Here is a 23,089-nt window from a genome sequence, read left to right as displayed (position 1 = left end):
ATGACGGAGTCACAGACGGCGGTGCGGCCCGAACGGCGTGCCGAGCTGGCGGCCGGGCTGGCCCGGGTGCGGGCCCGCATCGCCGACGCCTGCGCGGCCGCCGGGCGGCCGCGCGACGAGGTCACCCTGGTCGCGGTGACCAAGACGTACCCGGCGGCGGACGTGGTCGCGCTGGCCGGGCTCGGCGTGACCGACGTCGGGGAGAACCGCGACCAGGAGGCGGCGCCGAAGGCGGAGGCGGTGGCAGACGCCGGTGCCGCGCCGCGCTGGCACTTCATCGGCCAGTTGCAGCGCAACAAGGCCCGCTCGGTGGTCCGGTACGCCGACGTGGTCCAGTCGGTGGACAGCGTCCGGCTGGCCGCCGCGCTGGACGCCGCCGCGGGCGCGGTCCGGGACCGGCCGCTGGACGTGCTGGTGCAGGTGAGCATCGACGGCGACCCGGCCCGGGGCGGGGCGCTGCCGGGCGCGGCCGACCCGCAGCGCGGGCTCGACCCGGTGGCCGCGGCGGTGGCCGGGGCCGGCGGGCTGCGGCTGGCGGGCCTGATGGCGGTGGCGCCGCTGGGCTGGGAGCCGGACCGGGCGTTCGCCCGGCTGGCCGAGGTGGCGGAGGCGTTGCGGGCCGACCATCCGGGCGCGACGGTGCTGTCGGCGGGGATGAGCGGCGACCTGGAGAGCGCGATCGGGCACGGCGCGACACATGTCCGTGTCGGCAGCGCGTTGCTCGGAATGCGCCCTGCGCTGCGGTAGCCTCACCACGACGGAAGCAAATTACATCAGTGTTGTTCAGGACGGCGTTCCCGTAGCCGGGGGCCGTGACGGGCGGACCGCGAACCGCGCGTCAGGGGATTGCCGATCCGGTCCGGTGGGCATGATCGTCCACTCGTGATCAAGCGACACGGCACGGGGGCGCGTGCCGCACGGCGGACGGAAGGGCGCGGGGATGGGTGCACTGCGCAAGGCGGGGGTCTGGCTCGGTCTCGTCGAGGAGGACGACGAGCGGGCGTACGAGGACGGTGGCTACGACAAGGGTGGCTACCGGGACTCGTCGCGCTACCGGTCGAGCCGGTACGCCGAGGAGTTCGCCGACGAGGACGACGACGAGGCCGAGGAGCCGCCGACGACGCGCGGCCGGCTCGGCGAGCGGGGCCGGCTGTCCGAGCGCGCCTCCAGCCGCGCCGTCGACGTCGACCGGGCCGAGACCGAGCGGCCGGAGCGGGCCGAGCGGTCCAGCGTGCGGTCGATCACCCGGTCCTCCGGCGGTGACACGTCTGGTGCCCTGACCTACCACACCCGGGACAATCTCGCCCTCGCGCCGCAGGCCCAGCCGCGCGAGCGGGAGCGCGTGGCGCCGGAGGACGAGCAGCGCTACCAGATCACCACGCTGCACCCGACCACGTACCGCGAGGCGCGGACCATCGGCGAGCACTTCCGGGACGGCGTACCGGTCATCATCAACCTCACCGAGATGGACGAGGCGGACGCCCGCCGGCTTGTCGACTTCGCCGCCGGGCTCGCGTTCGGCCTGCGCGGTACGATCGAGCGCGTGACCAACCGGGTGTTCCTGCTCTCACCGGCCAACGTCCAGGTCACCGCGGAGGACAAGGCCAAGATCGCTGAGGGCGGCTTCTTCAGCCTGAGCTGAGCCGCACGACCGAGGGACGTCGCCTGCCGTGTTGTCGATCCTGTTCCAGGTGCTCTACCTGCTGCTGTACATCTTCCTGATTGTCCTATTGGCGCGATTTGTTCTTGGGGCGGTGCTGGCCTATGGTCGCCGCTGGCAACCGGGACGGGGAGCGTCGGCGGGACTGGAAGTCGTGTGGAGCGTCACTGATCCGCCCCTGCGAGCGTTGAGGCGTGTGATCCCGCCACTGCGAATTGGTACCGTGAGCATCGACCTGGCCTCCCTTGTGCTCCTGGTTATCCTGTTCGTGCTGATGGAGTTCGTGTTTAGGCGCCTGATCTTCGCGTTTGCCTGACCAGAGCGCTTTCGCGGCCGCAACTGACCCGAGGAGTTTCGATGCCGCTGACCCCGGCCGACGTTCACAACGTCGCCTTCAAAAAGCCGCCGATCGGCAAGCGGGGGTATGACGAGGAGGAGGTCGACGCCTTCCTGGACGAGGTCGAGCGCGAGCTGGCCCGTCTGATCGAGGAGAACAACGAGCTGCGCGCCCAGGTGGAGCGCGGCGGTCGGGGTGGCGCTCCCGCCGGCCCCGGCGGTGACGCCCGCCTCGCGGCGGAGCTCAACGACGTCAAGGCCCAGCTCGACCGGGTGCAGCGCGACAAGGCGGCCGCCGAGCAGGCGGCCCGCGCGATGCAGGCCGAGCTGGAGCAGGTCCGCGCGCAGGGCGGCCCGGCCGGCGTGACCGGTGACGGCGAGCAGCAGGCGCTGCGGGTGCTCATGATGGCCCAGCGCACCGCCGACGACCACGTCTCCGACGCCCGTCGCGAGGCCGACCAGCTGCTCTCCGAGGCCCGTTCGAAGGCCGAGGAGGTCACCCGGGAGGCGCGCGCCAAGGCCGACGCCCTGGAGCGGGACGCCCGCCAGCGGCACCAGGAGGCCATGGGCGGCCTGGACGCCAAGCGCACCGCGCTGCAGAAGCACATCGAGGAGCTCAAGCAGTTCGAGCGCGAGTACCGCACCCGCCTCAAGGCGTACCTGGAGAGCCAGCTGCGTGACCTCGACGGTCGCGGCCAGGGCCTCGAGGTCGAGATGAACCGCGCCGAGGGCACCCGTGCCACAGGCAGCAACGGTCTCGCCGCGGCCGGCCTCGCCGGCTCCTACGGCGGTGGCCGCGCGGGCTCGCTCGAGTCCGGCCGCTGATCCCGCGTCGGTGGCCGTCCCCGTGACGGCCACCGACCGCCCAGACCGACACGACGCGGCCGGGGGTGAGCCGTGGTAGCCGCCAGCATCCTGCTCATCCTCGTCGCGGTCGTGCTGCTGATCGCCGGGCTCGCCGGCGGATCCAGCCTCCTGCTCATCGTCTCGATCGCGGCCAGCCTGCTGTCCGCCGTCGCCTTCGTCGCGTTCGCCCGCCAGGCCGCCGCGGCGAGGGCCACGGCCGGCCGGGAGACCGGACCGCGACCGCGGACCGCGCACACCGTCCCGTCCCCGGACGAGCCGGTGAGCCCGGTCCCGCACCACACGTCCACGGTCGGCGCCGGTGGATCCGGGTGGCGGCAACCGCCCGGATCGCCGGTGACCGAGCCGGACGACGCCCCGCCGCCGGCCGCGTACTCGCCGCCGGCCGAGCCGTTCGACACCGGGCCGTACGAGCCCGCCGCCGGGCCGTACGAGGCCGGGCCGTACACGCCGGCGTTCGACGCCGAAGCCGGGCCGTACACACACGCGTTCGAGGCCGAGCCCGCCGCCGCGCCGTACACGTCCGCGCTCGACGCCGAGCCCGCCGGGCGGTACGCCGCGCCGGCGGACGCGGCGACGCTGGACGCGGACCCGGTGGTCGCGGACGCGGTGCCCTACTCGCCGCCCGGCCCGCGCGTGCCGGAGACCGCCCGGCCCACCTCGCCCGCGCCGGGCGAGGCGTTCGACGGCGACCCGCCCGCCGAGTACCTCTCCGCCGGTGACGTCGCCCGGCTGGTCCGGCTGCCGGGCGACGTGCTGGTGGTCGACGGCCATCCCCGCTTCCACCTGCCCGGCTGCCCGCACCTGGTGGGCCGGGAGGACGAACCGCTGCCGGTCGCCGAGGCGGTCGCGCTGGGCTTCACCCCGTGCGCGCACTGCGAGGCCGCCACCACCCTGCTCGCCGAGGCCCGGCCGCGCTGACCATGACGATCGCGGACGACACACTCACCGTCGCGGTGCGGGTGAAGCCCGGGGCGTCCCGCGCCCGGGTGGGCGGGCGGTTCGACGGGCCGTACGGTCCCGCGCTCGTCGTCGCCGTGCACGCGCCGGCGGTGGACGGCCGCGCCACCGAAGCGGCCCGGCGCGCGCTCGCCGACGCGCTCGGTGTCCGCCCGGCGACCGTGTCGCTGCGGTCCGGAGCGGCCAGCCGGGACAAGCTGTTCCTGGTCGAGCGCCCGCACGACGGGCTGCCCGAGGTGCTGCGCCGGCTGCGCGACGGCAGCACCGCGTGAGGTCCGGCCGGACCGGCCGACGATGACGCCGGGGCTCGACGCCGCGCTGCTCGTGGGCGCCGCCGTGCTGCTGGTCGCGGTGGGCGCGGTGCGGTTCTCCACCCGGCTCGGCGTACCGAGCCTGCTGGTCTACCTGGCGCTCGGCGTGCTGCTCGGCGAGGCCGGCCTGGGCATCCGGTTCGACGACGTCGAGCTGACCCGGGTGCTCGGCTTCTGCGCGCTCATCGTGATCATCGCGGAGGGCGGGCTGACCGCGCGGTGGAGCACGCTGCGGCCGGTGCTGGGCCTGGCCGCGGCGCTGTCCACGGTCGGCGTCGTGGTCAGCATCGTGGTCGTCGGCGTGGTGGTGCACCTGCTGCTCGGCCTGGACTGGCGGCTGTCGCTGCTCTACGGCGCGGTGCTCTCCTCCACCGACGCGGCGGCCGTGTTCGCCACGCTGCGCCGGCTGCGCCTGCCGCCCCGGCTGGTGGCCGCGCTGGAGGCCGAGTCGGGGGTGAACGACGCCCCGGCCGTGCTGCTGGTGCTGCTGCTGTCCCGCGCCGGGGTCGAGGCCGCCCACCCCTGGTGGTACGAGGTGCTGCTGCTCGGCTACGAGCTGAGCGCCGGCGCGGCGGTCGGGGTCGGCGCGGGCCTGGCCGGCCGGTACGCGCTGCGCCGGGCCGCGCTGCCGTCGGCCGGCCTGTACCCGATCGCGGTGGTCGGCTTCACGGTGCTGGCGTACGCGGCCGGCTCGGTGCTGCACGCCTCGGGTTTCCTCGCCGTGTACGTCGCGGGCGTGCTGCTCGGCAACTCCCGGCTGCCGCACCGCCAGGCGATCCTCGGGTTCGCCGACGGGCTGGCCTGGCTGGCCCAGATCGGCCTGTTCGTGCTGCTCGGGCTGCTGGTCTCGCCGAGCCGGCTGGACTCGGCGGTGCTGCCGGCCGTGATCACCGGGCTGGCGCTGCTGCTGCTCGCCCGGCCGCTGTCGGTGGCGGTCTCCGCGCTGCCGTTCCGGGTGAACCTGCGCGAGCAGGTGTTCCTGTCCTGGGCCGGGCTGCGCGGCGCGGTGCCGGTCGTGCTGGCGACCATCCCGCTGTCGCTGCACGTGCCGGGGGCGGACCGCCTGTTCGACGCCGTCTTCGTCCTGGTGGTGATCTTCACGTTGCTCCAGGCCGGGACGCTGGCGCCGGCGGCCCGGCGGCTGGGCGTGACCGCGCCGGCCGAGGCGAGCGAGATCCTGCTGGAGACCGCCCCGCTGGAACGGATGCGGGCCGACCTGCTCCAGCTGGAGGTGCCGGCCGGGTCGCGGCTGGCCGGGGTGCACGTGGACGAGCTGCGGCTGCCGGTCGGCGCCGCGGTGACGCTCGTGCTGCGTGACGGGGTCGGTTTCGTGCCGGGCGCTGACACCCGGCTCAAGGTCGGGGACAGCCTGCTCATCGTCGCCACCGCCGGAGTACGGGACGAAACCGAGCGGCGGCTGCGGGCGGTGAGCCGCCGGGGCCGGTTGGCGAGGTGGTTCGGGGAGTACGGCGAGGAGACGGCCCGCTGATCTGCTACCGTTCCTTTTGCCCCGATTGGTGGCAGTCCGGGGCGGATACGTGGGACGACGGTGCGGCACGTTGTCGGACGCCTGTACGTTCCGTATTCTTGCCAACCTCCGGAGTGCACGGCGGGCCCGCTCGCCGTGCACCCTTCCGTACGCGGACGACGCCGACGACGGCGTCCCGCCCACGCACCGCTGACCGCCGCTCCGCGCGGCTGAGGGAGCTGACGATGGCGAAGCCAGCCGACACCAGGACCGCCGGTCGCAAGCCGGTGGCGAAGGCCACCCGCAGCGCGGCGGAGACCGAGAAGATCCGGGCCGCCCTGGCGGCACGGCGGGACGAGCTGAACGCCGAGTACGATCAGACGCTGAGCGAGATCACCGAGCTGCAGCGCGACCGGCTGACCGACTCGGCCGGGGACGACCAGGCCGACACCGGGACCAAGACGTTCGAGCGGGAGCAGGAGATCTCTCTCGCCAACAGCATCAAGGAACGGATCACGCAGGTCGAGCGCGCGCTGGAGCGCCTCGACGAGGGTGGCTACGGCTGGTGCGAGCGGTGCGGCAACCCGATCCCGGTGGAGCGGCTCGCCGCGTTCCCGTCGGCCACCCTCTGCGTGACGTGCAAGCAGCTGGAGGAGCGGCGCTGATCACCGCTCCCCGGCGGCCGTACGGCAGACGGTGACCGCACCGTCTCGCGAGCGTCGATGGGGAGCAGATGACCGCAGCACCGCCCGCCGGGGCCGGCACCACCGAGTCGGGCGCCGGCGCGCCCCGCCGTAAGGCCATCGGCCTGCTGCTCGGCGTGTCCCTGTTCTCGCTGCTGGCGGATCTTGGTACGAAGCAGCTCGCGCTCGCCGAGCTGACCGGCCGGGAACCGGTGTCGCTGCTCGGCGGCGCGGTCTATTTCAGCCTCACCCGCAACAGCGGCGCGGCCTGGAGCATCGGCTCCGACCACACCTGGGTCTTCCCGATCATCACGTTCGTGGTGATCGGGTGGATCACCTGGATGGCGCTGCGGCTGCGCTCGCTGCCGTGGGCGGTGTCGCTGGGCCTGGTGCTGGGCGGCGCGCTGGGCAACCTGATCGACCGGATCTTCCGCGCGCCCGGCCACTTCGTCGGCCACGTGGTCGACATGATCAGCCTGTTCGACCCGTACGGCCAGGTCTGGCCGGTGTTCAACCTGGCCGACAGCTCGCTGGTGTGCGGCGTGGTGCTCGCGGTCTTCCTGGAGCTGACCGGCCGGCAGCGCGACGGCTCCCGGCTGCGCGACGAGAAGCGCGACGACACCGCCCCGGCCGAGCAGCGGGAGAGCGCGTGACCTCCGCCTTCGCCGCCGGCGGCGACACCCGTTCCCTGCCCGTGCCCGACGGCCTCGACGGCATGCGCCTGGACCAGGCCGTGTCCCGCCTGTTCGGGCTCTCCCGCACCGCCGCCGCCGGCCTGATCGACGCCGGTGACGCGCTCGTCGACGGCGTGGCCCGGCCCAACTCGCACAAGGTCAAGGCGGGCTCGTGGCTGGAGGTCACGCTGCCCGCGCCGGCCGCGCCCCCCGCGGTGGTGCCGCAGGCCGTGCCCGGCCTGACCGTGGTGTACGCCGACGACGACATCGTGGTGGTCGACAAGCCGGTCGGGGTGGCGGCGCACCCGAGCCCGGGCTGGACCGGCCCCACAGTGATCGGCGGGCTGGCCGGCATCGGTCACCGGATCTCCACCAGCGGTGCCGCCGAGCGGCAGGGCGTGGTGCACCGGCTCGACGTGGGCACCACCGGGATCATGGCGGTGGCCAAGAGCGAGCGCGCGTACACCGCGCTGAAGCGGGCGTTCAAGTACCGCGAGGTGGAGAAGCGCTACCACGCCGTGGTGCAGGGCCACCCGGATCCGCTGCGCGGCACCATCGACGCGCCGATCGACAGGCACCCGCACCACGACTACCGCTGGGCGGTGGTCTCCGGCGGCAAGCCGAGCATCACCCACTACGACACGCTCGAGGCGTTCCCCGCCGCCAGTCTGCTCGACGTGCGGCTGGAGACCGGGCGTACGCACCAGATCCGGGTGCATTTCTCCAGCATGCGGCACCCCTGTGTGGGCGACCTGACCTACGGCGCGGACCCGACGCTGTCGGCCCGGCTGGGGCTGTCCCGGCAGTGGCTGCACGCCCGCTCGCTGAGCTTCGCGCACCCGGGCACCGGCGACGAGGTGACGTTCGTCAGCGAGTACCCGGACGACCTGGCCCGGGCGCTGGAGATCCTGCGCGACTGACGTGAGCGACGATCCCGCGCCGCCGCGCCGGTCCCGGTCCGCCGCGCTGACCTGGGTCGCGCTGGCCTGCGCGTTCGTGGTGCTGGTGGTGGCCGTGGCGCAGCGGCGGGACCGCCCGGTGAGCGACCGCACCGTGGGCGAGGTGACGAGGGTCGGCGTGACCGACGGCGCGAGCATCCCGGCGTACCTGCGCGCCGCCGGGGACGAACTGGCCCGCCTCGACGCGCCGGACGGCTACGCGCTGGTGTCGTTCGACGGCTACCTGACCCCGGCGCGGGCCGCCGCCGCGCTGGACGGCACGCGGGTCTCGGCGGTGGTGGCGCGGGTGCCGCTGCCCGGCCGGCAGACCGAGATCGTCCGGATCGCGGCGCTGCGGCTGCCGCAGGACGTGGTGGCCGGCATGGCCGGCGTCGCGACGCGCAAGGACCGGGAGGCCGCTGACTACCGCTCCCGGGCCGCCTCGACCACCGCCGATCCGGAACTGCGCCGGGTGTACGACAGCGGCGCCGACGTCGCCGCCCGCGAGGCGGAGGCCTACCGGACCGGCTGCGCCTGCGTCTACGCCGCGGTCGTGAGCGCCGCGCCGGACGTCCTGCGCGCGCTCGCCGGGCGTCCGGGCGTCCGGGTGGTGGACCCGGCGCCGGAGGTGAGCCGCCTGGACCGGACCGTGTTCACCCCGCCGCTGCCCGAGCAGCGCGACGTGGTCCGGCCGCCGGCCGACACCGAACCGGCCGAGGCAGGCGGAATGGGCGATTCGTCGGAAGCCGCACGGACGGTGAGCGGACCTTCACCCACCGCCCCCGCGCCCGCCGCCGGCTCCGGGACGCCCAATCCCGCTCCCACCTCCTGAGACATCGGGGTACGCGGCGACCCGGCCGATCCCATGGTGCGGCGGGCCGCCGGGCGATGTGCGGCGCGGGGAGTGGTCCGAATAGGGTTTCGTTCGTAGCCTGTCAGGCGGAGATCGATGGGCTGGGGGAGGGCGAATCCTTGGACGGCAGCGAGACCGGCTGGGGTCGGCAGGGCGAGCCGGCACCGCGGTGGCGGGCGCTGCTCGACCGGGCCCGGCTCGGCGGTCGCGGCGCGGAGCACGCCGACCCCGACCGGCACGTCGAGGAGCAACCGGCGCCGCCGCCCGACCCGCTGCCCCGTCGTGGCGCGGGCGCCGGGTGGACCGGGCGCGCCACCGCCGTCGGCCGCGCCCCCGACGGGTCGTACGGCGCCGAGCCCGGTTACCGGGCCGAGGCCACGTTCCGGGTCGACCCGGCCTTCCGCGCCGATCCCCGGCACGACGGCGAGCCCGCCTACCGGGCCGAACCGGCGTACCGCAGCGATCCGGAGCCGTCCTGGCGCGCCGGGCAGCCCTACCCGCCCGACCCGTCCTGGCGCGCCGACCCGTCGTTCGCGCCCGAGCAGCCCCTCACCGCCGAGCCGCGCCCGGAGCCGTCCTGGCGGCCCGACCCGGCCCGTCCGGAGCCGCGCGGCCGGGCCGAGGCGCCGGCGGAGTCCCGGTACTCCCTTCTGGACGGCGGCTACCGGCCCGCGCCGCCCCCGCCCGAGTCCCGCTACGCGCTGCTCGACCGGGGCCGCTACCGGCCGGACACGCCGCCCGCCCCGGAGCCGGTGGTGCCCGCGCCCCGCCGTCCGCTGGAGGGCCGCTCCGGCCGGGTCGACGCGGCCCAGGTGCAGTGGCGCGCCCCGGAGACGGACCCGGAACTGGAACGGGCGACCAGCGTGCTGCGCCGCGAGCTGGGCACCCCGCGGGTGCTCGCCTTCGCCAACCCCAAGGGCGGGGTGCACAAGACCACCGCGACGGTGCTCGCCGCCGCGACGGTGGGCAGCGTCCGTGGCCGCGGCGTGCTCGCCTGGGACGACAACGAGCTGCGCGGCACGCTCGGTCTGCGGGCCGGAAGCGCCCGGCACGCCCGCACCATCCGGCACCTGATCCACGACCTGGCGCAGATCGAGATCCTCGAGGGCAACACGCTGCTGTCGCACCTCGACGACTACCTGCGGCACGCCTCCGACGGCTCGTACGACGTGCTGGCCGGCGAGGAGAGCCCGCGCTTCGCCCAGCGGCTCGACCAGTTCACCGTCAAGCGGGTGCTGGAGCTGCTGCGCCGCACCCACGAGGTGGTCTGCGTGGACACCGGCAACAACGTGGAGAGCCCGAACTGGCGCACCGTCATGCAGGCCGCCGACCAGCTCGTGGTGACCACCGTGCCGCGCGAGGACGCGGCGTTCAGCGCGGACTGGATGCTCGACCTGCTGCACGAGGTGGGCATGGGCGAGCTGGTTGACAACGCGGTCACGCTGATCTCCTGCCCCACGCCGGGGCGTACCTCGTTGCAGGACGACCTGGAACGGCACTTCGCCACCCGGACCCGGGCGGTCGCCGTGGTGCCCTACGACCCGGCGCTGGAGACCGGCTCCTCGATCGAGTACCACCAGCTCCAGGCCGAGACCCGCAACGCCTGGCTCAAGGCGGCAGCGGTGATGCTGGAACCGTTCGCGCGCTGAGCGGCGACCACCGCCCCGCGCCGTGCCCGGGCCTGAGAGGATCAACGGGTGAGTCCGGACACCCCTGAGCCCGAGCGGGCGCGCGAGCGCACCGACGGCATCGACGCGCGCACCGGCGACGCGTGGCCCGAGCGCGAGCAGCCGCCCGGCTGGCCCGGCGGCCTGCCGGTACCCGCCGGCACACCGGTCACCGCGCCCGGCGCCGACCCGCTCGCCGGATACCCGGGCGTGGTGGCGGAGCTACCCGGCGCCGGCGCCACCCGATCAGGCCGCCCGCTGCTCACCGCGCTCGGCGTGGTCGCGCTGCTCACCGCGCTCGGCGCGCCGCTGGGCCTGCTGTGGGCGTGGGCGGCGCCCGCCACCCCGGTCCGGCAGACCCCCGCCGGCACGGTCTACGCGACCACGCAGCCGGAGCAGCCGATCGCCGCGGACGGCTGGTTCAGCCTCCTGACGCTCGGCTTCGGCGTGCTCGCCGCGATCGCCCTGTGGATCCTGCTGCGGCGTCGGCGCGGCCCGGCCGGCCTGCTCGCGGTGACGCTCGGCGGTCTCGGCGCGGCGGTGGTGGCCTGGCAGGTCGGCCGCCGGATCGGGCTGTCGACGTTCCAGCGGCTGGTGGAGACCGCGCCGCCGGGCACCGCCTTCACCAAGCCCGTCGACCTGCGCGCCGGCGGCGTCGACTGGTACGGCCCGCTGCCGGTGCCGCACGGGAACCTGCTGCTCGCCGCGTTCGGCGCCGCCGTCACGTACACGCTGCTGGCGGGCTGGTCGCGGTGGCCGTCGCTGCGGCCGGAGCCGGAGTCCGACGCGGCCTGGCCGCCGCCCCCGCCCGGGTTCAGTTCGGCGCCGGGGGACCAGCCAGCTCGCTGAGCGGCACCGGCACCGCGCGCACCTGGCGCAGCAACGCCGTCTCCCGGTTGAGCAGGCGCAGCTCGGCGCGCAGCCGCCCGGCCGTGTCGTCGACGGCGAGCAGCCGCTGCCGGTCGGCGACGGTCAGCGCGGCGGTCGCGGCGACCAGGTGCGACAGGACCGTCGGATCCTCCGGCAGCTGCTCGGTGATCTCCTGCTGGTCCGGCCGGATCAGGCCCAGATATTGCCGGAACACCGAGATCACCCGGGCCGCCAGCAGGTCGGAGACCTCGTCCGGGCCGTCCGGCTCGGGCAGCCACTCCACCTCGGCGGTCAGGTACGGCTCGGCGGAGGCGTCCACCTCGGCGACCCGGAACCGCCGCCGCCCGACCGTGACGATGTCGAAGCCGCCATCGGCCAGCTCGGTGACCTGCCGCAGCTCGGCGGTGCAGCCGACCTCGTGCAGCGTGACGTCGCCGCCGGCCGGCCCGGAACGCCCCGGCGGCCCGGCCGGCGCGACCTCCCAGCCGGCCTGGATCGCCACCACGCCGAACTCGCGCGGCGCGCCCTCGGGCAGCCCCACGAGGTGGCGCACCAGCGCCTTGTAGCGCTCCTCGAAGATGTGCAGCGGAAGGACCAGCCCGGGGAAGAGGACGGTCCCGAGCGGGAACACCGGCAGCCGTGCGCTCACGTGATCGAGCGTATCGCCAACCCGCCCGCCCGCGCGTGTCCCGGCTCACCGTCCCGGCGTGCGGGCGGGCCCGGCCGGTGACACCGGCGGCGGCCTAGACTCGCAGGCGTGCTGAATCGGATCGACCTGCGCGGCGGGACCCGTGACCCGCGCCGCCTGCTGCCCCGTGCCCAGCTCGACGTCTCCGTGGCGGTCGAGCGGATCCGCCCGCTCGTGGAGGCGGTCCGGGACCATGGGTACCCGGCGATCCGGGAGGCGAGCGAACGGTTCGACGGCGTCTCGCCGGAGCGGCTGCGGGTGCCGGCCGAGACGATCCGCGCCGCCGAGGACGAGCTGGACCCGCAGGTCCGCGCCGCGCTGCTGGAGTCGATCACCCGGGCCCGCAAGGTCCACGCCGACCAGCGCCGCACCGACCACACCACGACTGTGGTGCCCGGTGGCACGGTGACCGAGCGGTGGGTGCCTGTCGACCGGGTCGGTCTGTACGTCCCCGGCGGCCTGGCCATGTACCCGTCGACGGTGGTGATGAACGTGGTCCCGGCCCAGGCGGCCGGGGTGCGCTCGCTGGTGGTGGTGAGCCCGCCGCAGAAGGACAACGACGGCCTGCCGGACCGCCGGGTCCTCGCGGCCTGCGCGCTGCTCGGCGTGGACGAGGTGTACGCGGTCGGCGGCGCCCAGGCGGTCGCCATGCTCGCGTACGGCGCGGGCGTCGACCCGGGCGGCGACGAGCGCTGCGAGCCGGTCGACATGATCACCGGCCCGGGCAACATCTGGGTCACCGCCGCGAAGCGGCTGCTGCGCGGCGTGGTCGGCATCGACGCCGAGGCCGGCCCGACCGAGATCGCGATCCTGGCCGACGACACGGCCGACCCGGCGCACGTCGCCGCCGACCTGATCAGCCAGGCCGAGCACGACCCGCTCGCCGCGAGCGTGCTCGTCACCCCGTCCACCGCGCTGGCCGACGCGGTCGACGCCGAGCTGGCCCGGCAGGCGCCGGCGGCCAAGCACGCCGAGCGGATCGGCACCGCGCTGCGCGGCGAGCAGAGCGGCGTCGTCCTGGTCGACGACCTGGAGGCGGGCCTGCGGGTGGTCGACGCGTACGCGGCCGAGCACCTGGAGATCCAGACCGAGAACGCCCGCGAGTGGGCGCTGCGGGTGCGCAACGCCGGAGCGGTGTTCGTGGGCGCCTGGTCGCCGGTGTCGCTCGGCGACTACTGCGCGGGCTCCAACCACGTGCTGCCCACCGGCGGTTGCGCCCGGCACTCCTCCGGCCTGTCCGTGCAGTCCTTCCTGCGCGGCGTGCACCTGATCGAATACACGCAGGACGCGCTGCGCGAGGTGGCCCCGCACGTGGTCACCCTGGCGACCGTGGAGGACCTGCCCGCGCACGGCCAGGCGGTCAGCGTCCGGTTCCCCGAGGGCGGCGCGTCGTGACCACGCTCGACGACCTGCCGATCCGCGACGACCTGCGTGGGCGGACGCCGTACGGCGCCCCGCAGCTCGACGTGCCGGTGCGGCTGAACACCAACGAGAACTCCTACCCGGTGCCCGAGCCGGTGGTCGAGGCGATCGGCAAGGCGGTCGCCGCCGAGTTGCGCGACCTCAACCGCTACCCGGACCGGGACGCGGTGGCGCTGCGCGCCGACCTGGCCGCGTACCTCGGTCACGGGCTCACCGCCGACCACGTGTGGGCGGCGAACGGCTCCAACGAGATCCAGCAGCAGCTGCTCCAGGCGTTCGCCGGTCCCGGGCGCACCGCGCTCGGCTTCACCCCGGCGTACTCGATGCACCCGCTGCTGGCGCTCGGCACCGGCACCCGGTGGGTGCCCGCCCGGCGCGGCGCGGACTTCGGGCTCACCGCCGGCGAGGCGGTGGCCCAGGTCCGCGAGCACCGGCCGGACGTGGTGTTCCTCTGCTCGCCGAACAACCCGACAGGCACCGCGCTCGACCCGGCCGTGGTCGCCGCCGTGCTCGACGAGGCGCCAGGCATGGTGATCGTGGACGAGGCGTACGCCGAGTTCGCCCGGCCCGGCACGGTGAGCGCGCTGGCGGTGCTCCCGGGTCACCCGCGGCTGGTGGTGACCCGCACCATGAGCAAGGCGTTCGGCTTCGCCGGCGGGCGGCTCGGCTACCTGGCCGCCGACCCGGCGGTGGTGGACGCGGTGCAGCTGGTCCGGCTGCCGTACCACCTGTCCGCGCTCACCCAGGCCGCCGCCCGCGCGGCGCTGGCGCACCGGGACGCCCTGCTCGGCACCGTGGCCGCGATCATGCGGCAGCGGGACCGGATCGTCGCCGAGCTGCGCGCCCGGGGTCACCGGGTGGCCGACAGCGACGCCAACTTCGTGCTGTTCGCCGTCGAGGGGGACCAGGCGGTGGCCTGGCGTACCCTGCTCGATGCCGGCGTGCTGGTGCGCGACGTCGGCCTGCCCGGCTGGCTGCGCGTCACCGCCGGTACCCCGACCGAGACCGACGCCTTCCTCACCGCGATGGAGACAGTTTCATGAGCCGGATCGCCCGGATCGAGCGGGTCACAAGCGAGACGAAGGTGCTCGTCGAGATCGACCTCGACGGCACCGGCAAGGCCGACATCGAGACCGGCGTCGGCTTCTACGACCACATGCTCAACCAGATCGCCCGGCACGGCGGCTTCGACCTGACCGTGCACACCGTCGGCGACCTGGAGATCGACGCGCACCACACGATGGAGGACACCGCGCTCGCGCTGGGCGCCGCGTTCGACCGGGCGCTGGGGGACAAGGCCGGCATCCGGCGGTACGGCTCGGCCACCGTCCCGATGGACGAGGTGCTGGTCCGGGCCGCCGTCGACCTGTCCGGCCGCCCGTACGTGGTGCACGACGAGCCGGCGCTGGCCCCGTACATCGGTCCGGTCTACCCGACCAGCATGACCCGGCACATCTGGGAGTCGTTCGGCCAGTCGGCCCGGATCACGCTGCACGTGGACGTGCTGCGCGCGGCCCGGCCCGGCGGCCACCCGGACGCCCACCACGTGGTCGAGGCGCAGTTCAAGGCCGTCTCCCGCGCGCTGCGCGAGGCCACCGCGATCGACCCGCGTAATGCTGGTGTGGTGCCGTCGACGAAGGGCGCACTCTGATGAGCGCGAGGAACGCAGCGCAGCGGAGTCCCGCAGTCGCGAATGGAAGGCGGCTCTGATGAAGGTGCTGCCCACCCTTCTGTTGATCGTGGCCGGCCTGCTGGTCGGCGGGACGTGGTCGCTGCTCAAGCAGGGCGCGCCGCGCGCCGCCGTGGTGATCACCGGCCTGCTGGCCCTGCTGGCGACCGCCGCCGGGGTGCTCTGGCTGCTGCCGGGGGAGAGCTGATGGCACGGGTGGTGGTGCTCGACTACGGCTCGGGCAACCTGCGGTCGGCCGAGCGCGCGGTGGCGCGGGCCGGCGCCGACGTGACTGTCACCGACGACCTGGACGCCGCCGCGTCCGCGGACGGCCTGGTGGTGCCGGGCGTGGGTGCGTTCGCCGCGTGCATGGCCGGGATCGAGGCGCTGGGCGCCGGGCCGGTCATCGCCGACCGGGTCGCCGCCGGGCGGCCGGTGCTGGGCATCTGCGTCGGCATGCAGATCCTCTTCGGGCACGGCGAGGAGCACGGCGTGGTCACCAAGGGGCTGGGGCTGCTGCCCGGCGGGGTGACCCGGCTGCCCGCGCGGCGGCTGCCGCACATGGGCTGGAACACCGTGCGGCCGCCGGCCGGCTCGACGCTGTTCGCCGGGCTGCCCGAGGGCACCCGGTTCTACTTCGTCCACTCCTACGGGGTGACCGACCCGGCGGCGCTGACCGAGGCGGGCGCCACGGTGACCACCGCGCACCACGGCGCGGACTTCGTCGCGGCGGTGGAGCGGGGGCCGCTCTCGGCCGCGCAGTTCCACCCGGAGAAGTCCGCCGATGCCGGGGCCGCGCTGCTGCGCAACTGGCTCGGCACGCTGTGACCGGACCGGTCCGGGGCACGCGGGCAGGGCGTCCGCGAGTGTTCGCGTGAGCAAGGAGCGGGCCCGCCGCCGCGCGGCGCGCGAGGCCGAGCAGGAGCGGGCGCGCGCCGTCCGCGCCCGCCGGGTGGCACGCCGGGAACGGCGTCGTTCCCTGGTACGCCGGTTGACGCCGCCGCTGCGGCGCGGCCGTACCGGCCGGCTGCGCCGGCACACCCGCCGTGAGCGGGCGACGATCCTGGTGCTCACCGCGGTGGCGGTGGTCGCCATCTGGAGTCTGGTGGACGACCTCGCGCTGCGGCTGGTGCTGGTCGTGTTGTTGTTGCTGGTCCTGCCCGCGATCGTGGTGATCGCGCTGGACCGTCGTTGAGGATCCGAGGAGAGAAGCGTTGAGCCTCACCCTGTTGCCCGCCGTGGACGTCGCCGACGGCCAGGCCGTTCGGCTCGTGCAGGGCGCCGCCGGTAGCGAGACCGCGTACGGCGACCCGCTGGACGCGGCTCTGGCCTGGCAGTCCGACGGTGCGGAGTGGATCCACCTGGTCGACCTGGACGCCGCGTTCGGGCGGGGCTCCAACGCCGCGCTGCTCGCCGAGGTGGTCGGCAAGCTGGACGTGAAGGTGGAGCTGTCCGGCGGTATCCGCGACGACGAGTCGCTGCGGGCGGCGCTCGGCACCGGGGCGGCCCGGGTCAACATCGGCACCGCCGCGCTGGAGGACCCGCAGTGGTGCGACCGGATCTGCGGCGAGTACGGCGACCGCGTGGCGATCGGGCTGGACGTGCGCGGCCGTACCCTGTCGGCGCGTGGCTGGACCCGCGACGGCGGTGACCTGTACGAGGTGCTGGCCCGGCTGGACGCCGCGGGCGCGGCGCGGTACGTGGTCACCGACATCACCAAGGACGGCACGATGCGCGGGCCGAACCTGGACCTGCTGCGTGAGGTGTGCGCCCGCACCGACGCCCCGGTGATCGCCTCCGGTGGTGTGTCCACGCTGGACGACCTGCGGGCGCTCGCCACGCTGGAGCCGGTGGGGGTGGAGGGCGTGATCGCCGGCAAGGCGCTCTACGCGGGCGCGTTCACCGTCGCCGAGGCGCTGGCGACGCTGCGGGCCGGCGCGTGACGGCGGAGCCGTCCGCCGACGCCGGGGTGGTGACCCGGCTCGGCTCGGGCGGCCCGTGGGAGGCGCTGTACGGCTACTCGCGAGTGGTCCGGGCCGGTTCGCTGGCGATCACCGCTGGCTGCACCTCCACCGTGGACGGCCGGGTGGCGCACGCGGGTGACGCGGCGGCGCAGACCGCGCAGGCGATCCGGATCGGCCTGGACGCGCTGGCCGAGGTCGGCGCCGGGCCGGGGGACGTGGTGCGGACCCGGATGTACGTGACGGACCGGATCTACGCCGACGAGGTGGGCCGGGCGCACAACGCGGTGTTCGGCCCGGTGCGTCCGGTCGCCACGATGGTGGTGGTGGCCGGGTTGATCGACCCGGATCTCCTGGTCGAGGTCGAGATGGAGGCGTACCTCCCGGAGCGCTGACCGGTGCCCGGGTGACCGGCGCCGTCCCGCTCCGCGCCCCGATAAGTTGTGCACAACTTAATTGCACGCTACCGTTCTGGGCGTGACCGATGATCTGGTACTGCGCCGGCAGGTGTGCTTCGCGCTCTACGCGGCGTCGCGCGCCCTGACCGACGTCTACCGGCCCATCCTCGACGAGCACGGCCTGACCTACCCGCAGTACCTGGTGCTGCTGGTGCTCTGGGAGCGCGACGACGACGCCCCCACGGTCTCCGAGCTCGGCGCCGCGCTCCGGCTCGACTCCGGCACCCTCTCCCCGCTGCTCAAGCGGCTGGAGGCGGCCGGTCTGGTGGTGCGTACCCGCTCGGCGGCGGATGAGCGCCGGGTCGAGGTGGGCCTCACCGGCCGGGGCCGGGCGCTGCGGGAGCGGATGGGTGACGTGCCGCGCCGGGTGGCCACCGCCACCGGGCTCTCCGAGGACGAACTGGTCTTCCTCCACGGCATCCTCACCCGGGTCACCGAGACGATCCACCGACAGAAGGAGCAGTGACATGCAGGTGCTCTACACCGCCTCCGCCCGCGCCACCGGCGACGGCCGCGACGGTCACGTCCGGACCTCCGACGGCACGGTCGAGCTGGACCTCGCCGTACCGAAGGAGATGGGTGGCGCCGGCGGCGCGGCCAACCCGGAGCAGCTCTTCGCGGCCGGCTACGCGGCCTGCTTCCACTCCGCGCTGCGCGTGGTGGCCCGCCAGGCCAAGGCGGACGTCTCCGGCTCCGTCGTCGAGGCCGAGGTGGGCATCGGCCCGAACGGCAGCGGCGGTTACGGTCTGGCCGTGACGCTCGTGGTGGACCTGCCCGCGGTCGAGCGCGCGGCCGCCGAGCAGCTCGTTGACGCGGCCCACCAGGTCTGCCCCTATTCCAACGCGACCCGTGGCAACGTCGAGGTGACCCGTACGGTCCGCGAGGCCCTGTGAGCACGAGGAGTGCAGCGCAGCGGAGCCCCGCAGTGCGAACCGAGGAGGTCTGGTGAGCGAGGCGAGCGTCAACAGGGAGATCCACCTGGCGTCCCGGCCGGAGGGCTGGCCGACGCCGGAGAACTTCCGGCTGGTCACCACCGAGGTGCCGACGCCGGGCCCGGGACAGGTGGTGGTCCGCAACCGGTTCATGTCCGTCGACCCGTACATGCGCGGGCGGATGAACGACGTCAAGTCGTACGTGCCGCCGTTCGCGCTCGACGCCCCGCTGGACGGCGGCGCGATCGGTGAGGTCGTGGCCGGCGAGGCCGGCGGCGTCAAGCCCGGCGACACGGTGCTGCACGGGCTCGGCTGGCGCGAGTACGCGCTGGTGGACGCCCGAGGCGTGCGCAAGGTCGACCCCGACCTGGCGCCGGTGACCGCGTACCTGGGCGTGCTCGGCATGACCGGGCTGACCGCGTACGCCGGGCTCCTGGACGTGGCGGCGATGAAGCCGGGGGAGACCGTGTTCGTCTCCGGCGCGGCCGGCGCGGTGGGCAGCATGGTCGGCCAGATCGCGAAGCTGCGCGGCGCCGGCCGGGTGATCGGCAGCGCCGGCTCCCCGGCGAAGGTGGAACGGCTCACCGCGCTGGGCTTCGACGCCGCCTTCGACTACCACGACGGCCCGGTGTCCAAGCAGCTCAAGGCCGCCGCCCCGGACGGCGTCGACGTGTACTTCGACAACGTCGGCGGCGACCACCTGGAGGCCGCGATCGGGGCGATGAACCTGCACGGCCGGGCCGCCATCTGCGGCATGATCGCGCAGTACAACGCCACCGAGCCGCCCGCCGCGCCGCGCAACCTGGCGCTGGTGATCGGCAAGCGGCTGACGCTGCGCGGCTTCCTCGTCGGTGACCACGGTCACCTGCGGGAGCAGTTCGTGCAGGAGGTGGCGGGCTGGCTGCGCGAGGGCCGGCTGTCGTACGACGAGACGATCGTCGACGGCATCGAGCAGGCTCCCGAGGCGTTCCTCGGCCTGCTGCGCGGCGAGAACCTCGGCAAGATGCTGGTCCGTCTCTGACCGGCGCGGACGCGCACCACAGCGGGCGGTGGTGACCGGCCTCACCGGCGGGTCACCACCGCCCGCGCGTTCGTTAGGCTCGGGGCATGACGGTGGCGGTACGGGTCATCCCGTGTCTGGACGTGGACGCCGGGCGCGTGGTCAAGGGGGTCAACTTCCTCGACCTGCGCGACGCCGGCGACCCGGTGGAGCTGGCGGCGGCGTACGACCGGGCCGGCGCGGACGAGCTGACCTTCCTCGACGTCACCGCCTCGTCCAGCGACCGGGGCACCATGCTCGACGTGGTGCGGCGTACCGCCGAGTCGGTCTTCATCCCGCTCACCGTGGGCGGTGGCGTCCGTCGGGTCGCCGACGTCGACACGCTGCTGCGCGCCGGGGCGGACAAGGTCGGCGTGAACACCGCCGCCATCGCCCGGCCGGAGCTGATCGCCGAGATCGCCGACCGGTTCGGCCGGCAGGTCCTGGTGCTCTCGCTGGACGTGCGCCGCGCACCGGCCGGCACGACGCCGAGCGGCTTCGAGGTGACCACGCACGGCGGTCGCCGGGGCACCGGGCTGGACGCGGTCGAGTGGGCGGCGCGCGGCGCCGAGCTGGGCGCGGGCGAGATCCTGCTCAACTCGATGGACGCCGACGGCACCAAGGCCGGGTTCGACCTGCCGCTGATCCAGGCGGTCCGCGAGGTGGTCGACGTGCCGGTGATCGCCAGCGGCGGCGCGGGCGAGGTGGCCCACTTCCCGCCGGCCGTCGGCGCCGGGGCGGACGCGGTGCTCGCGGCGAGCGTCTTCCACTTCGGCGAACTCACCGTCGGCGAGGTCAAGGACGCGTTGCGCGGCGCCGGGCACCCGGTGCGCTGAGCCGGCGCTCATTGCCGGCCGGAGTGCCCCTCGGGGGAGCGGCGCGGCATCGGGATCGACCGGACCACGTACTCCTGCACGGCGGCGGCGTGGTCGTCCTCGCCGAGGTGCCACTCGGACTCGGCGGGCGGGTGCCGCCGGGTCAGTACGCCCTGCACCGTGTCCACAGTGGTGCCGAGCCCGGCGCTGGGCCGGGTGCGCCAGAGCCGCTCACCGTCCGGGGTGACCCGGAACCAGCCGTCGGCGACGCTGACCAGGCCCGCCCCGACCAGCCGCCGGACCGCGCCCTCCACCTCGTGCCGTTCCGGGATGGCCTGGTTGAGGTGGTCGGCGGTGGAGAGGACGTCGGCCAGCCGTACGCCTTCGGGGCGGCGTGTCGCGGCGGCCCGCCGGTGCCGGCCGGCACCACTGGCGATGACAAGCGCGACGAAGATCCAGGCGTCGCTCCAACGCCATCCGTTCTCCCCCATGCAGGAATGATGCCCGGCCGCGACGGCGGAGGAAACACCTGGTTTCCCGGTTGTGTGTCGTCGCAGCTCAGCGCGTTGCGGGTCGGACCGGGCCGTGGCGGTCGGCCCGGCCGTGGTCACGTAGCGTAGGCGCCGGCCGCCGGTCGTGCGGGCAGCGCGAAGACCGGGATGAAGAACTGGGCCAGCGGGCCGATGGTCAGTGCGTACGCCACGGTGCCGAGGCCGACGGTGCCGCCGAGCAGCCAGCCGAGCGCCAGCACGGTGACCTCGATGACGGTGCGGACCAGCCGGACCGAGAACCGGGGGTGGCGGGCGACGAAGCCGGTCATCAGCCCGTCGCGCGGGCCGGGGCCGAGCCCGGCGCCCAGGTAGAGGCCGGTGGCGGCGCCGTTGGCGACGATCCCGGCGACGAGCAGCGCGACCCGGGCCGGCATGCCCTCCCCGGGCGGCAGCACGGCCAGGGTGGCGTCGACGACCAGTCCGATCACCACGACGTTGCTGACCGTGCCGAGGCCGGGCCGCTGCCGCAGCGGGATCCAGAGCAGCAGCACGAGGGCGCCGACGGCGATGGTGACGGTCCCGAAGGACAGGCCGGTCTGCCGGGCCAGCCCCTGGTGGAACACGTCCCACGGGTCCAGCCCCAGCTCCGAGCGGATCATCAGCGCCATGCTCACGCCGTAGAGGACCAGCCCGGCGTAGAGCTGGGTGAGCCGTCGCGCCGGCCGGTGCCGGAGATTGCCAAGCTGTGCCATGCATGCCACCCTAGGGGCCAATCGTGGTCCTCAAGCGTGCCAATTTCGGGGGTGTGGCTATGACCAGTCAGGTGCGCGGCGTCCAATTGGCGCGGCTCCTCGGCCAGTGGCACGCACTGCCGGGCCGCCGGCGCAGCCCCGACTACGCCGCGCTCGCCGGCGCCGTCCGCGGGTTGCTCGCCGACGGGCGGCTGCCCCTCGGGGTACGCCTGCCGGCCGAGCGGGAACTGGCCGAGGCGCTGCGGATCAGCCGGACCACTGTCACCGCCGCGTACCGGGAACTGCGGGAGAGTGGCCACCTGGCCAGCCGCCGGGGCGCGGGGAGCTGGACCATGCTGCCCGGCGGGCACCGGGTGGCCAGCACCGGGCTCTGGACGCCGCTGGACGACCGCGACATGATCGACCTCGGCGTGGCCGCGCTGTCCGCGCCACCGCAGCTCGTCCCGGCCGCCCGGGCCGCGGCCGAGGACCTGCCCCGCTACCTCGGCGGCGCCGGCTACCACCCGACCGGCATCATCGAGCTGCGCGAGGCGGTGGCCCGCGCGTATACCGACCGGGGCCTGCCCACCAGCCCGGAGCAGATCATGGTCACCAGCGGCACCCAGCACGCGCTGGACCTGGTGCTGCGGCTGGCCCTGTCGCCCGGCGGCGGCGTGCTCGTCGAGTCGCCCACCTACCCCAACGCGCTGGCCGCGCTGTCCGCCCGGCGGGCCCGGATCGCCACCCACGGCCTGTCCGACGAGGGCTGGGACGCCGAACTGCTGCTCGGCAGCCTCCGGCAGACCCGGCCGAAGCTCGCGTACGTGATCCCCGAGTTCCAGAACCCGACCGGCCACCTGATGGCCGCCGACCTGCGCGAGCGGCTGGTCGGCACGGCCCACGCGGCCGGCACCGACCTGGTGGTCGACGAGTCCTTCGTCGACCTGCCGCTGGACGACACCACGCTGCCGCCGCCGGTGGCCGTCTTCGACAGGCACTCCCGGGTGATCAGCATCGGCGGCATGAGCAAGCCCTACTGGGGCGGGCTGCGGATCGGCTGGGTCCGCGCCTCCGCGCCCCAGGTGCAGCGGCTCGCCGCGGCCCGGGTCGGGGTGGACATGGCCAGCCCGGTGCTCGACCAGCTCGTCGCTGTGCACCTGCTCACCGAGGCGCCGGCCATCGTGGCGGCCCGCCGGGCCCAGCTCGTCGCCCAGCGGGACGCCCTGGTCGCGGCGCTCGCCGACCGGCTGCCCGACTGGCGGGTACGCGTGCCGAGCGGCGGCGTCACGCTCTGGGCCGAGCTGGACGGTCCGATCTCCAGCGCGCTGGCCCGCGCGGCCGAGGAGGTCGGCGTACGGCTGGCGCCCGGACCCCGGTTCGGCCTGGACGGGACGCTGGAGCGCTTCCTGCGGCTGCCCTTCACGCTGCCCGCCGACGAGCTGGTGGAGGCGGTCGGGCGGCTCGCGGCGGTCCGCTACGACCTGGACCGCACCAGCCGCCCGCAGTGGCGCGAGCCGAGCGTCATCGCCTGACCCGGCCCGGCTGCCCGATCCGGTGGTGATCGGCCCGAAGCGCGGCTCCGGACGGGCGGGTGCCCGC

Annotated in this window: 28 protein-coding genes and 1 pseudogene; 26 read left to right on the top strand and 3 right to left on the bottom strand. The window is 74.9% G+C overall.

The genetic code is table 11. From position 1 onward, the window contains the following. From CLT75_RS15415 to CLT75_RS15355, 13 genes and pseudogenes are all read left to right on the top strand, one after another. On the top strand, positions 1-747 hold the full coding sequence (locus CLT75_RS15415; RefSeq protein WP_135241280.1) for a YggS family pyridoxal phosphate-dependent enzyme: 747 nt from the start codon (positions 1-3) through the stop codon (positions 745-747). A gap of 193 nt (positions 748-940) precedes the next feature. Further along, complete coding sequence (locus CLT75_RS15410) at positions 941-1,642, top strand: cell division protein SepF (RefSeq protein ID WP_135241279.1); 702 nt, start codon at positions 941-943, stop codon at positions 1,640-1,642. A 28-nt stretch (positions 1,643-1,670) separates the two neighbouring features. Continuing rightward, the gene (locus tag CLT75_RS15405; protein ID WP_013287596.1) at positions 1,671-1,976 is read left to right on the top strand and encodes a YggT family protein; all 306 of its coding nucleotides are present in this window, start codon (positions 1,671-1,673) and stop codon (positions 1,974-1,976) included. Between the two features lie 41 nt (positions 1,977-2,017). After that, complete coding sequence (locus CLT75_RS15400; protein ID WP_135241278.1) at positions 2,018-2,821, top strand: DivIVA domain-containing protein; 804 nt, start codon at positions 2,018-2,020, stop codon at positions 2,819-2,821. Between the two features lie 72 nt (positions 2,822-2,893). Next, positions 2,894-3,241, top strand: a pseudogene (locus CLT75_RS33300) (hypothetical protein); the annotation flags it as partial. 542 nt (positions 3,242-3,783) lie between these two features. Beyond that, positions 3,784-4,092, top strand: a complete 309-nt coding sequence (locus CLT75_RS15390; protein ID WP_091420767.1) for a DUF167 domain-containing protein — start codon at positions 3,784-3,786, stop codon at positions 4,090-4,092. A gap of 22 nt (positions 4,093-4,114) precedes the next feature. Beyond that, a complete protein-coding gene (locus tag CLT75_RS15385; RefSeq protein ID WP_135241276.1) occupies positions 4,115-5,620 on the top strand; it encodes a potassium/proton antiporter in 1,506 nt (501 codons plus the stop codon). 224 nt (positions 5,621-5,844) lie between these two features. Further along, the gene (locus tag CLT75_RS15380) at positions 5,845-6,264 is read left to right on the top strand and encodes a TraR/DksA family transcriptional regulator (RefSeq protein ID WP_018785248.1); all 420 of its coding nucleotides are present in this window, start codon (positions 5,845-5,847) and stop codon (positions 6,262-6,264) included. 68 nt (positions 6,265-6,332) lie between these two features. Beyond that, positions 6,333-6,935, top strand: a complete 603-nt coding sequence (gene lspA, locus CLT75_RS15375; protein WP_135241275.1) for a signal peptidase II — start codon at positions 6,333-6,335, stop codon at positions 6,933-6,935. After that, complete coding sequence (locus CLT75_RS15370; RefSeq protein WP_135241274.1) at positions 6,932-7,876, top strand: RluA family pseudouridine synthase; 945 nt, start codon at positions 6,932-6,934, stop codon at positions 7,874-7,876. The genes lspA and CLT75_RS15370 overlap by 4 nt, the downstream gene beginning before the upstream one ends. A 1-nt stretch (position 7,877) precedes the next feature. Next, positions 7,878-8,726 carry a hypothetical protein gene (locus CLT75_RS15365; protein WP_135241273.1) on the top strand — a complete coding sequence of 283 codons (849 nt, stop codon included), beginning with the start codon at positions 7,878-7,880 and terminating at the stop codon, positions 8,724-8,726. 140 nt (positions 8,727-8,866) lie between these two features. After that, positions 8,867-10,396: an ATPase gene (locus CLT75_RS15360; protein ID WP_135241272.1), complete on the top strand. Its 1,530-nt coding sequence runs from the start codon at positions 8,867-8,869 to the stop codon at positions 10,394-10,396. A gap of 48 nt (positions 10,397-10,444) precedes the next feature. Then, a complete protein-coding gene (locus CLT75_RS15355) occupies positions 10,445-11,263 on the top strand; it encodes a DUF2567 domain-containing protein (protein WP_135241271.1) in 819 nt (272 codons plus the stop codon). On the opposite strand, the gene CLT75_RS15350 is transcribed toward CLT75_RS15355, so the two are convergent. Next, a complete protein-coding gene (locus CLT75_RS15350; protein ID WP_135241270.1) occupies positions 11,229-11,933 on the bottom strand; it encodes an LON peptidase substrate-binding domain-containing protein in 705 nt (234 codons plus the stop codon). The genes CLT75_RS15355 and CLT75_RS15350 overlap by 35 nt on opposite strands. A 108-nt stretch (positions 11,934-12,041) precedes the next feature. On the opposite strand from CLT75_RS15350, the gene hisD reads away from it, so the two are divergent. The 12 genes from hisD (at position 12,042) to hisF (ending at position 20,289) form a co-directional block, all read left to right on the top strand. Next, positions 12,042-13,367 carry a histidinol dehydrogenase gene (hisD, locus tag CLT75_RS15345; RefSeq protein ID WP_135241269.1) on the top strand — a complete coding sequence of 442 codons (1,326 nt, stop codon included), beginning with the start codon at positions 12,042-12,044 and terminating at the stop codon, positions 13,365-13,367. Continuing rightward, entirely contained in the window at positions 13,364-14,437 is a 1,074-nt protein-coding gene (locus CLT75_RS15340) for a histidinol-phosphate transaminase (protein WP_135241268.1), read from the top strand. Before hisD ends, CLT75_RS15340 begins: the two co-directional genes overlap by 4 nt. Continuing rightward, positions 14,434-15,045, top strand: coding sequence for an imidazoleglycerol-phosphate dehydratase HisB (gene hisB / locus CLT75_RS15335; protein WP_135241267.1), 612 nt, complete (start codon positions 14,434-14,436; stop codon positions 15,043-15,045). The genes CLT75_RS15340 and hisB overlap by 4 nt, the downstream gene beginning before the upstream one ends. Positions 15,046-15,103: 58 nt before the next feature. After that, positions 15,104-15,271: a hypothetical protein gene (locus CLT75_RS32670; protein ID WP_167796924.1), complete on the top strand. Its 168-nt coding sequence runs from the start codon at positions 15,104-15,106 to the stop codon at positions 15,269-15,271. Next, positions 15,271-15,891, top strand: a complete 621-nt coding sequence (gene hisH, locus CLT75_RS15330; protein ID WP_135241266.1) for an imidazole glycerol phosphate synthase subunit HisH — start codon at positions 15,271-15,273, stop codon at positions 15,889-15,891. Before CLT75_RS32670 ends, hisH begins: the two co-directional genes overlap by 1 nt. 46 nt (positions 15,892-15,937) lie before the next feature. Then, positions 15,938-16,258, top strand: coding sequence for a hypothetical protein (locus tag CLT75_RS15325; RefSeq protein WP_135241265.1), 321 nt, complete (start codon positions 15,938-15,940; stop codon positions 16,256-16,258). Positions 16,259-16,277: 19 nt separating this feature from the next. Then, positions 16,278-17,006 carry a bifunctional 1-(5-phosphoribosyl)-5-((5-phosphoribosylamino)methylideneamino)imidazole-4-carboxamide isomerase/phosphoribosylanthranilate isomerase PriA gene (gene priA / locus CLT75_RS15320; protein WP_018785235.1) on the top strand — a complete coding sequence of 243 codons (729 nt, stop codon included), beginning with the start codon at positions 16,278-16,280 and terminating at the stop codon, positions 17,004-17,006. Further along, positions 17,003-17,419 carry a Rid family hydrolase gene (locus tag CLT75_RS15315; RefSeq protein WP_135241264.1) on the top strand — a complete coding sequence of 139 codons (417 nt, stop codon included), beginning with the start codon at positions 17,003-17,005 and terminating at the stop codon, positions 17,417-17,419. Before priA ends, CLT75_RS15315 begins: the two co-directional genes overlap by 4 nt. Before the next feature lie 82 nt (positions 17,420-17,501). Next, positions 17,502-17,948, top strand: a complete 447-nt coding sequence (locus CLT75_RS15310; RefSeq protein WP_135241263.1) for a MarR family transcriptional regulator — start codon at positions 17,502-17,504, stop codon at positions 17,946-17,948. A 1-nt stretch (position 17,949) separates the two neighbouring features. Further along, entirely contained in the window at positions 17,950-18,375 is a 426-nt protein-coding gene (locus CLT75_RS15305) for an organic hydroperoxide resistance protein (RefSeq protein ID WP_013287575.1), read from the top strand. Between the two features lie 52 nt (positions 18,376-18,427). Then, positions 18,428-19,435 (top strand): MDR family NADP-dependent oxidoreductase, encoded by a 1,008-nt coding sequence (locus tag CLT75_RS15300; protein ID WP_135241262.1) that lies wholly within the window; start codon positions 18,428-18,430, stop codon positions 19,433-19,435. An 86-nt stretch (positions 19,436-19,521) separates the two neighbouring features. Next, positions 19,522-20,289, top strand: a complete 768-nt coding sequence (gene hisF, locus CLT75_RS15295; protein WP_135241261.1) for an imidazole glycerol phosphate synthase subunit HisF — start codon at positions 19,522-19,524, stop codon at positions 20,287-20,289. 8 nt (positions 20,290-20,297) lie between these two features. Here the strand turns inward: hisF and CLT75_RS15290 are convergent, their stop codons facing one another. Together CLT75_RS15290 and yczE are read right to left on the bottom strand one after the other, a co-directional pair. Continuing rightward, positions 20,298-20,759: a hypothetical protein gene (locus tag CLT75_RS15290; protein ID WP_135241260.1), complete on the bottom strand. Its 462-nt coding sequence runs from the start codon at positions 20,757-20,759 to the stop codon at positions 20,298-20,300. Positions 20,760-20,875: 116 nt separating this feature from the next. Further along, complete coding sequence (gene yczE / locus CLT75_RS15285) at positions 20,876-21,511, bottom strand: membrane protein YczE (protein ID WP_135241259.1); 636 nt, start codon at positions 21,509-21,511, stop codon at positions 20,876-20,878. Positions 21,512-21,570: 59 nt separating this feature from the next. Between yczE and yczR the strand changes: the two genes are divergently transcribed. Continuing rightward, complete coding sequence (yczR, locus tag CLT75_RS15280) at positions 21,571-23,022, top strand: MocR-like transcription factor YczR (RefSeq protein WP_135241258.1); 1,452 nt, start codon at positions 21,571-21,573, stop codon at positions 23,020-23,022. Positions 23,023-23,089 lie beyond the last annotated feature (67 nt).

Source organism: Micromonospora sp. CNZ285 (assembly GCF_004637285.1).
This window is presented reverse-complemented; position numbering and strand designations above follow the sequence as displayed.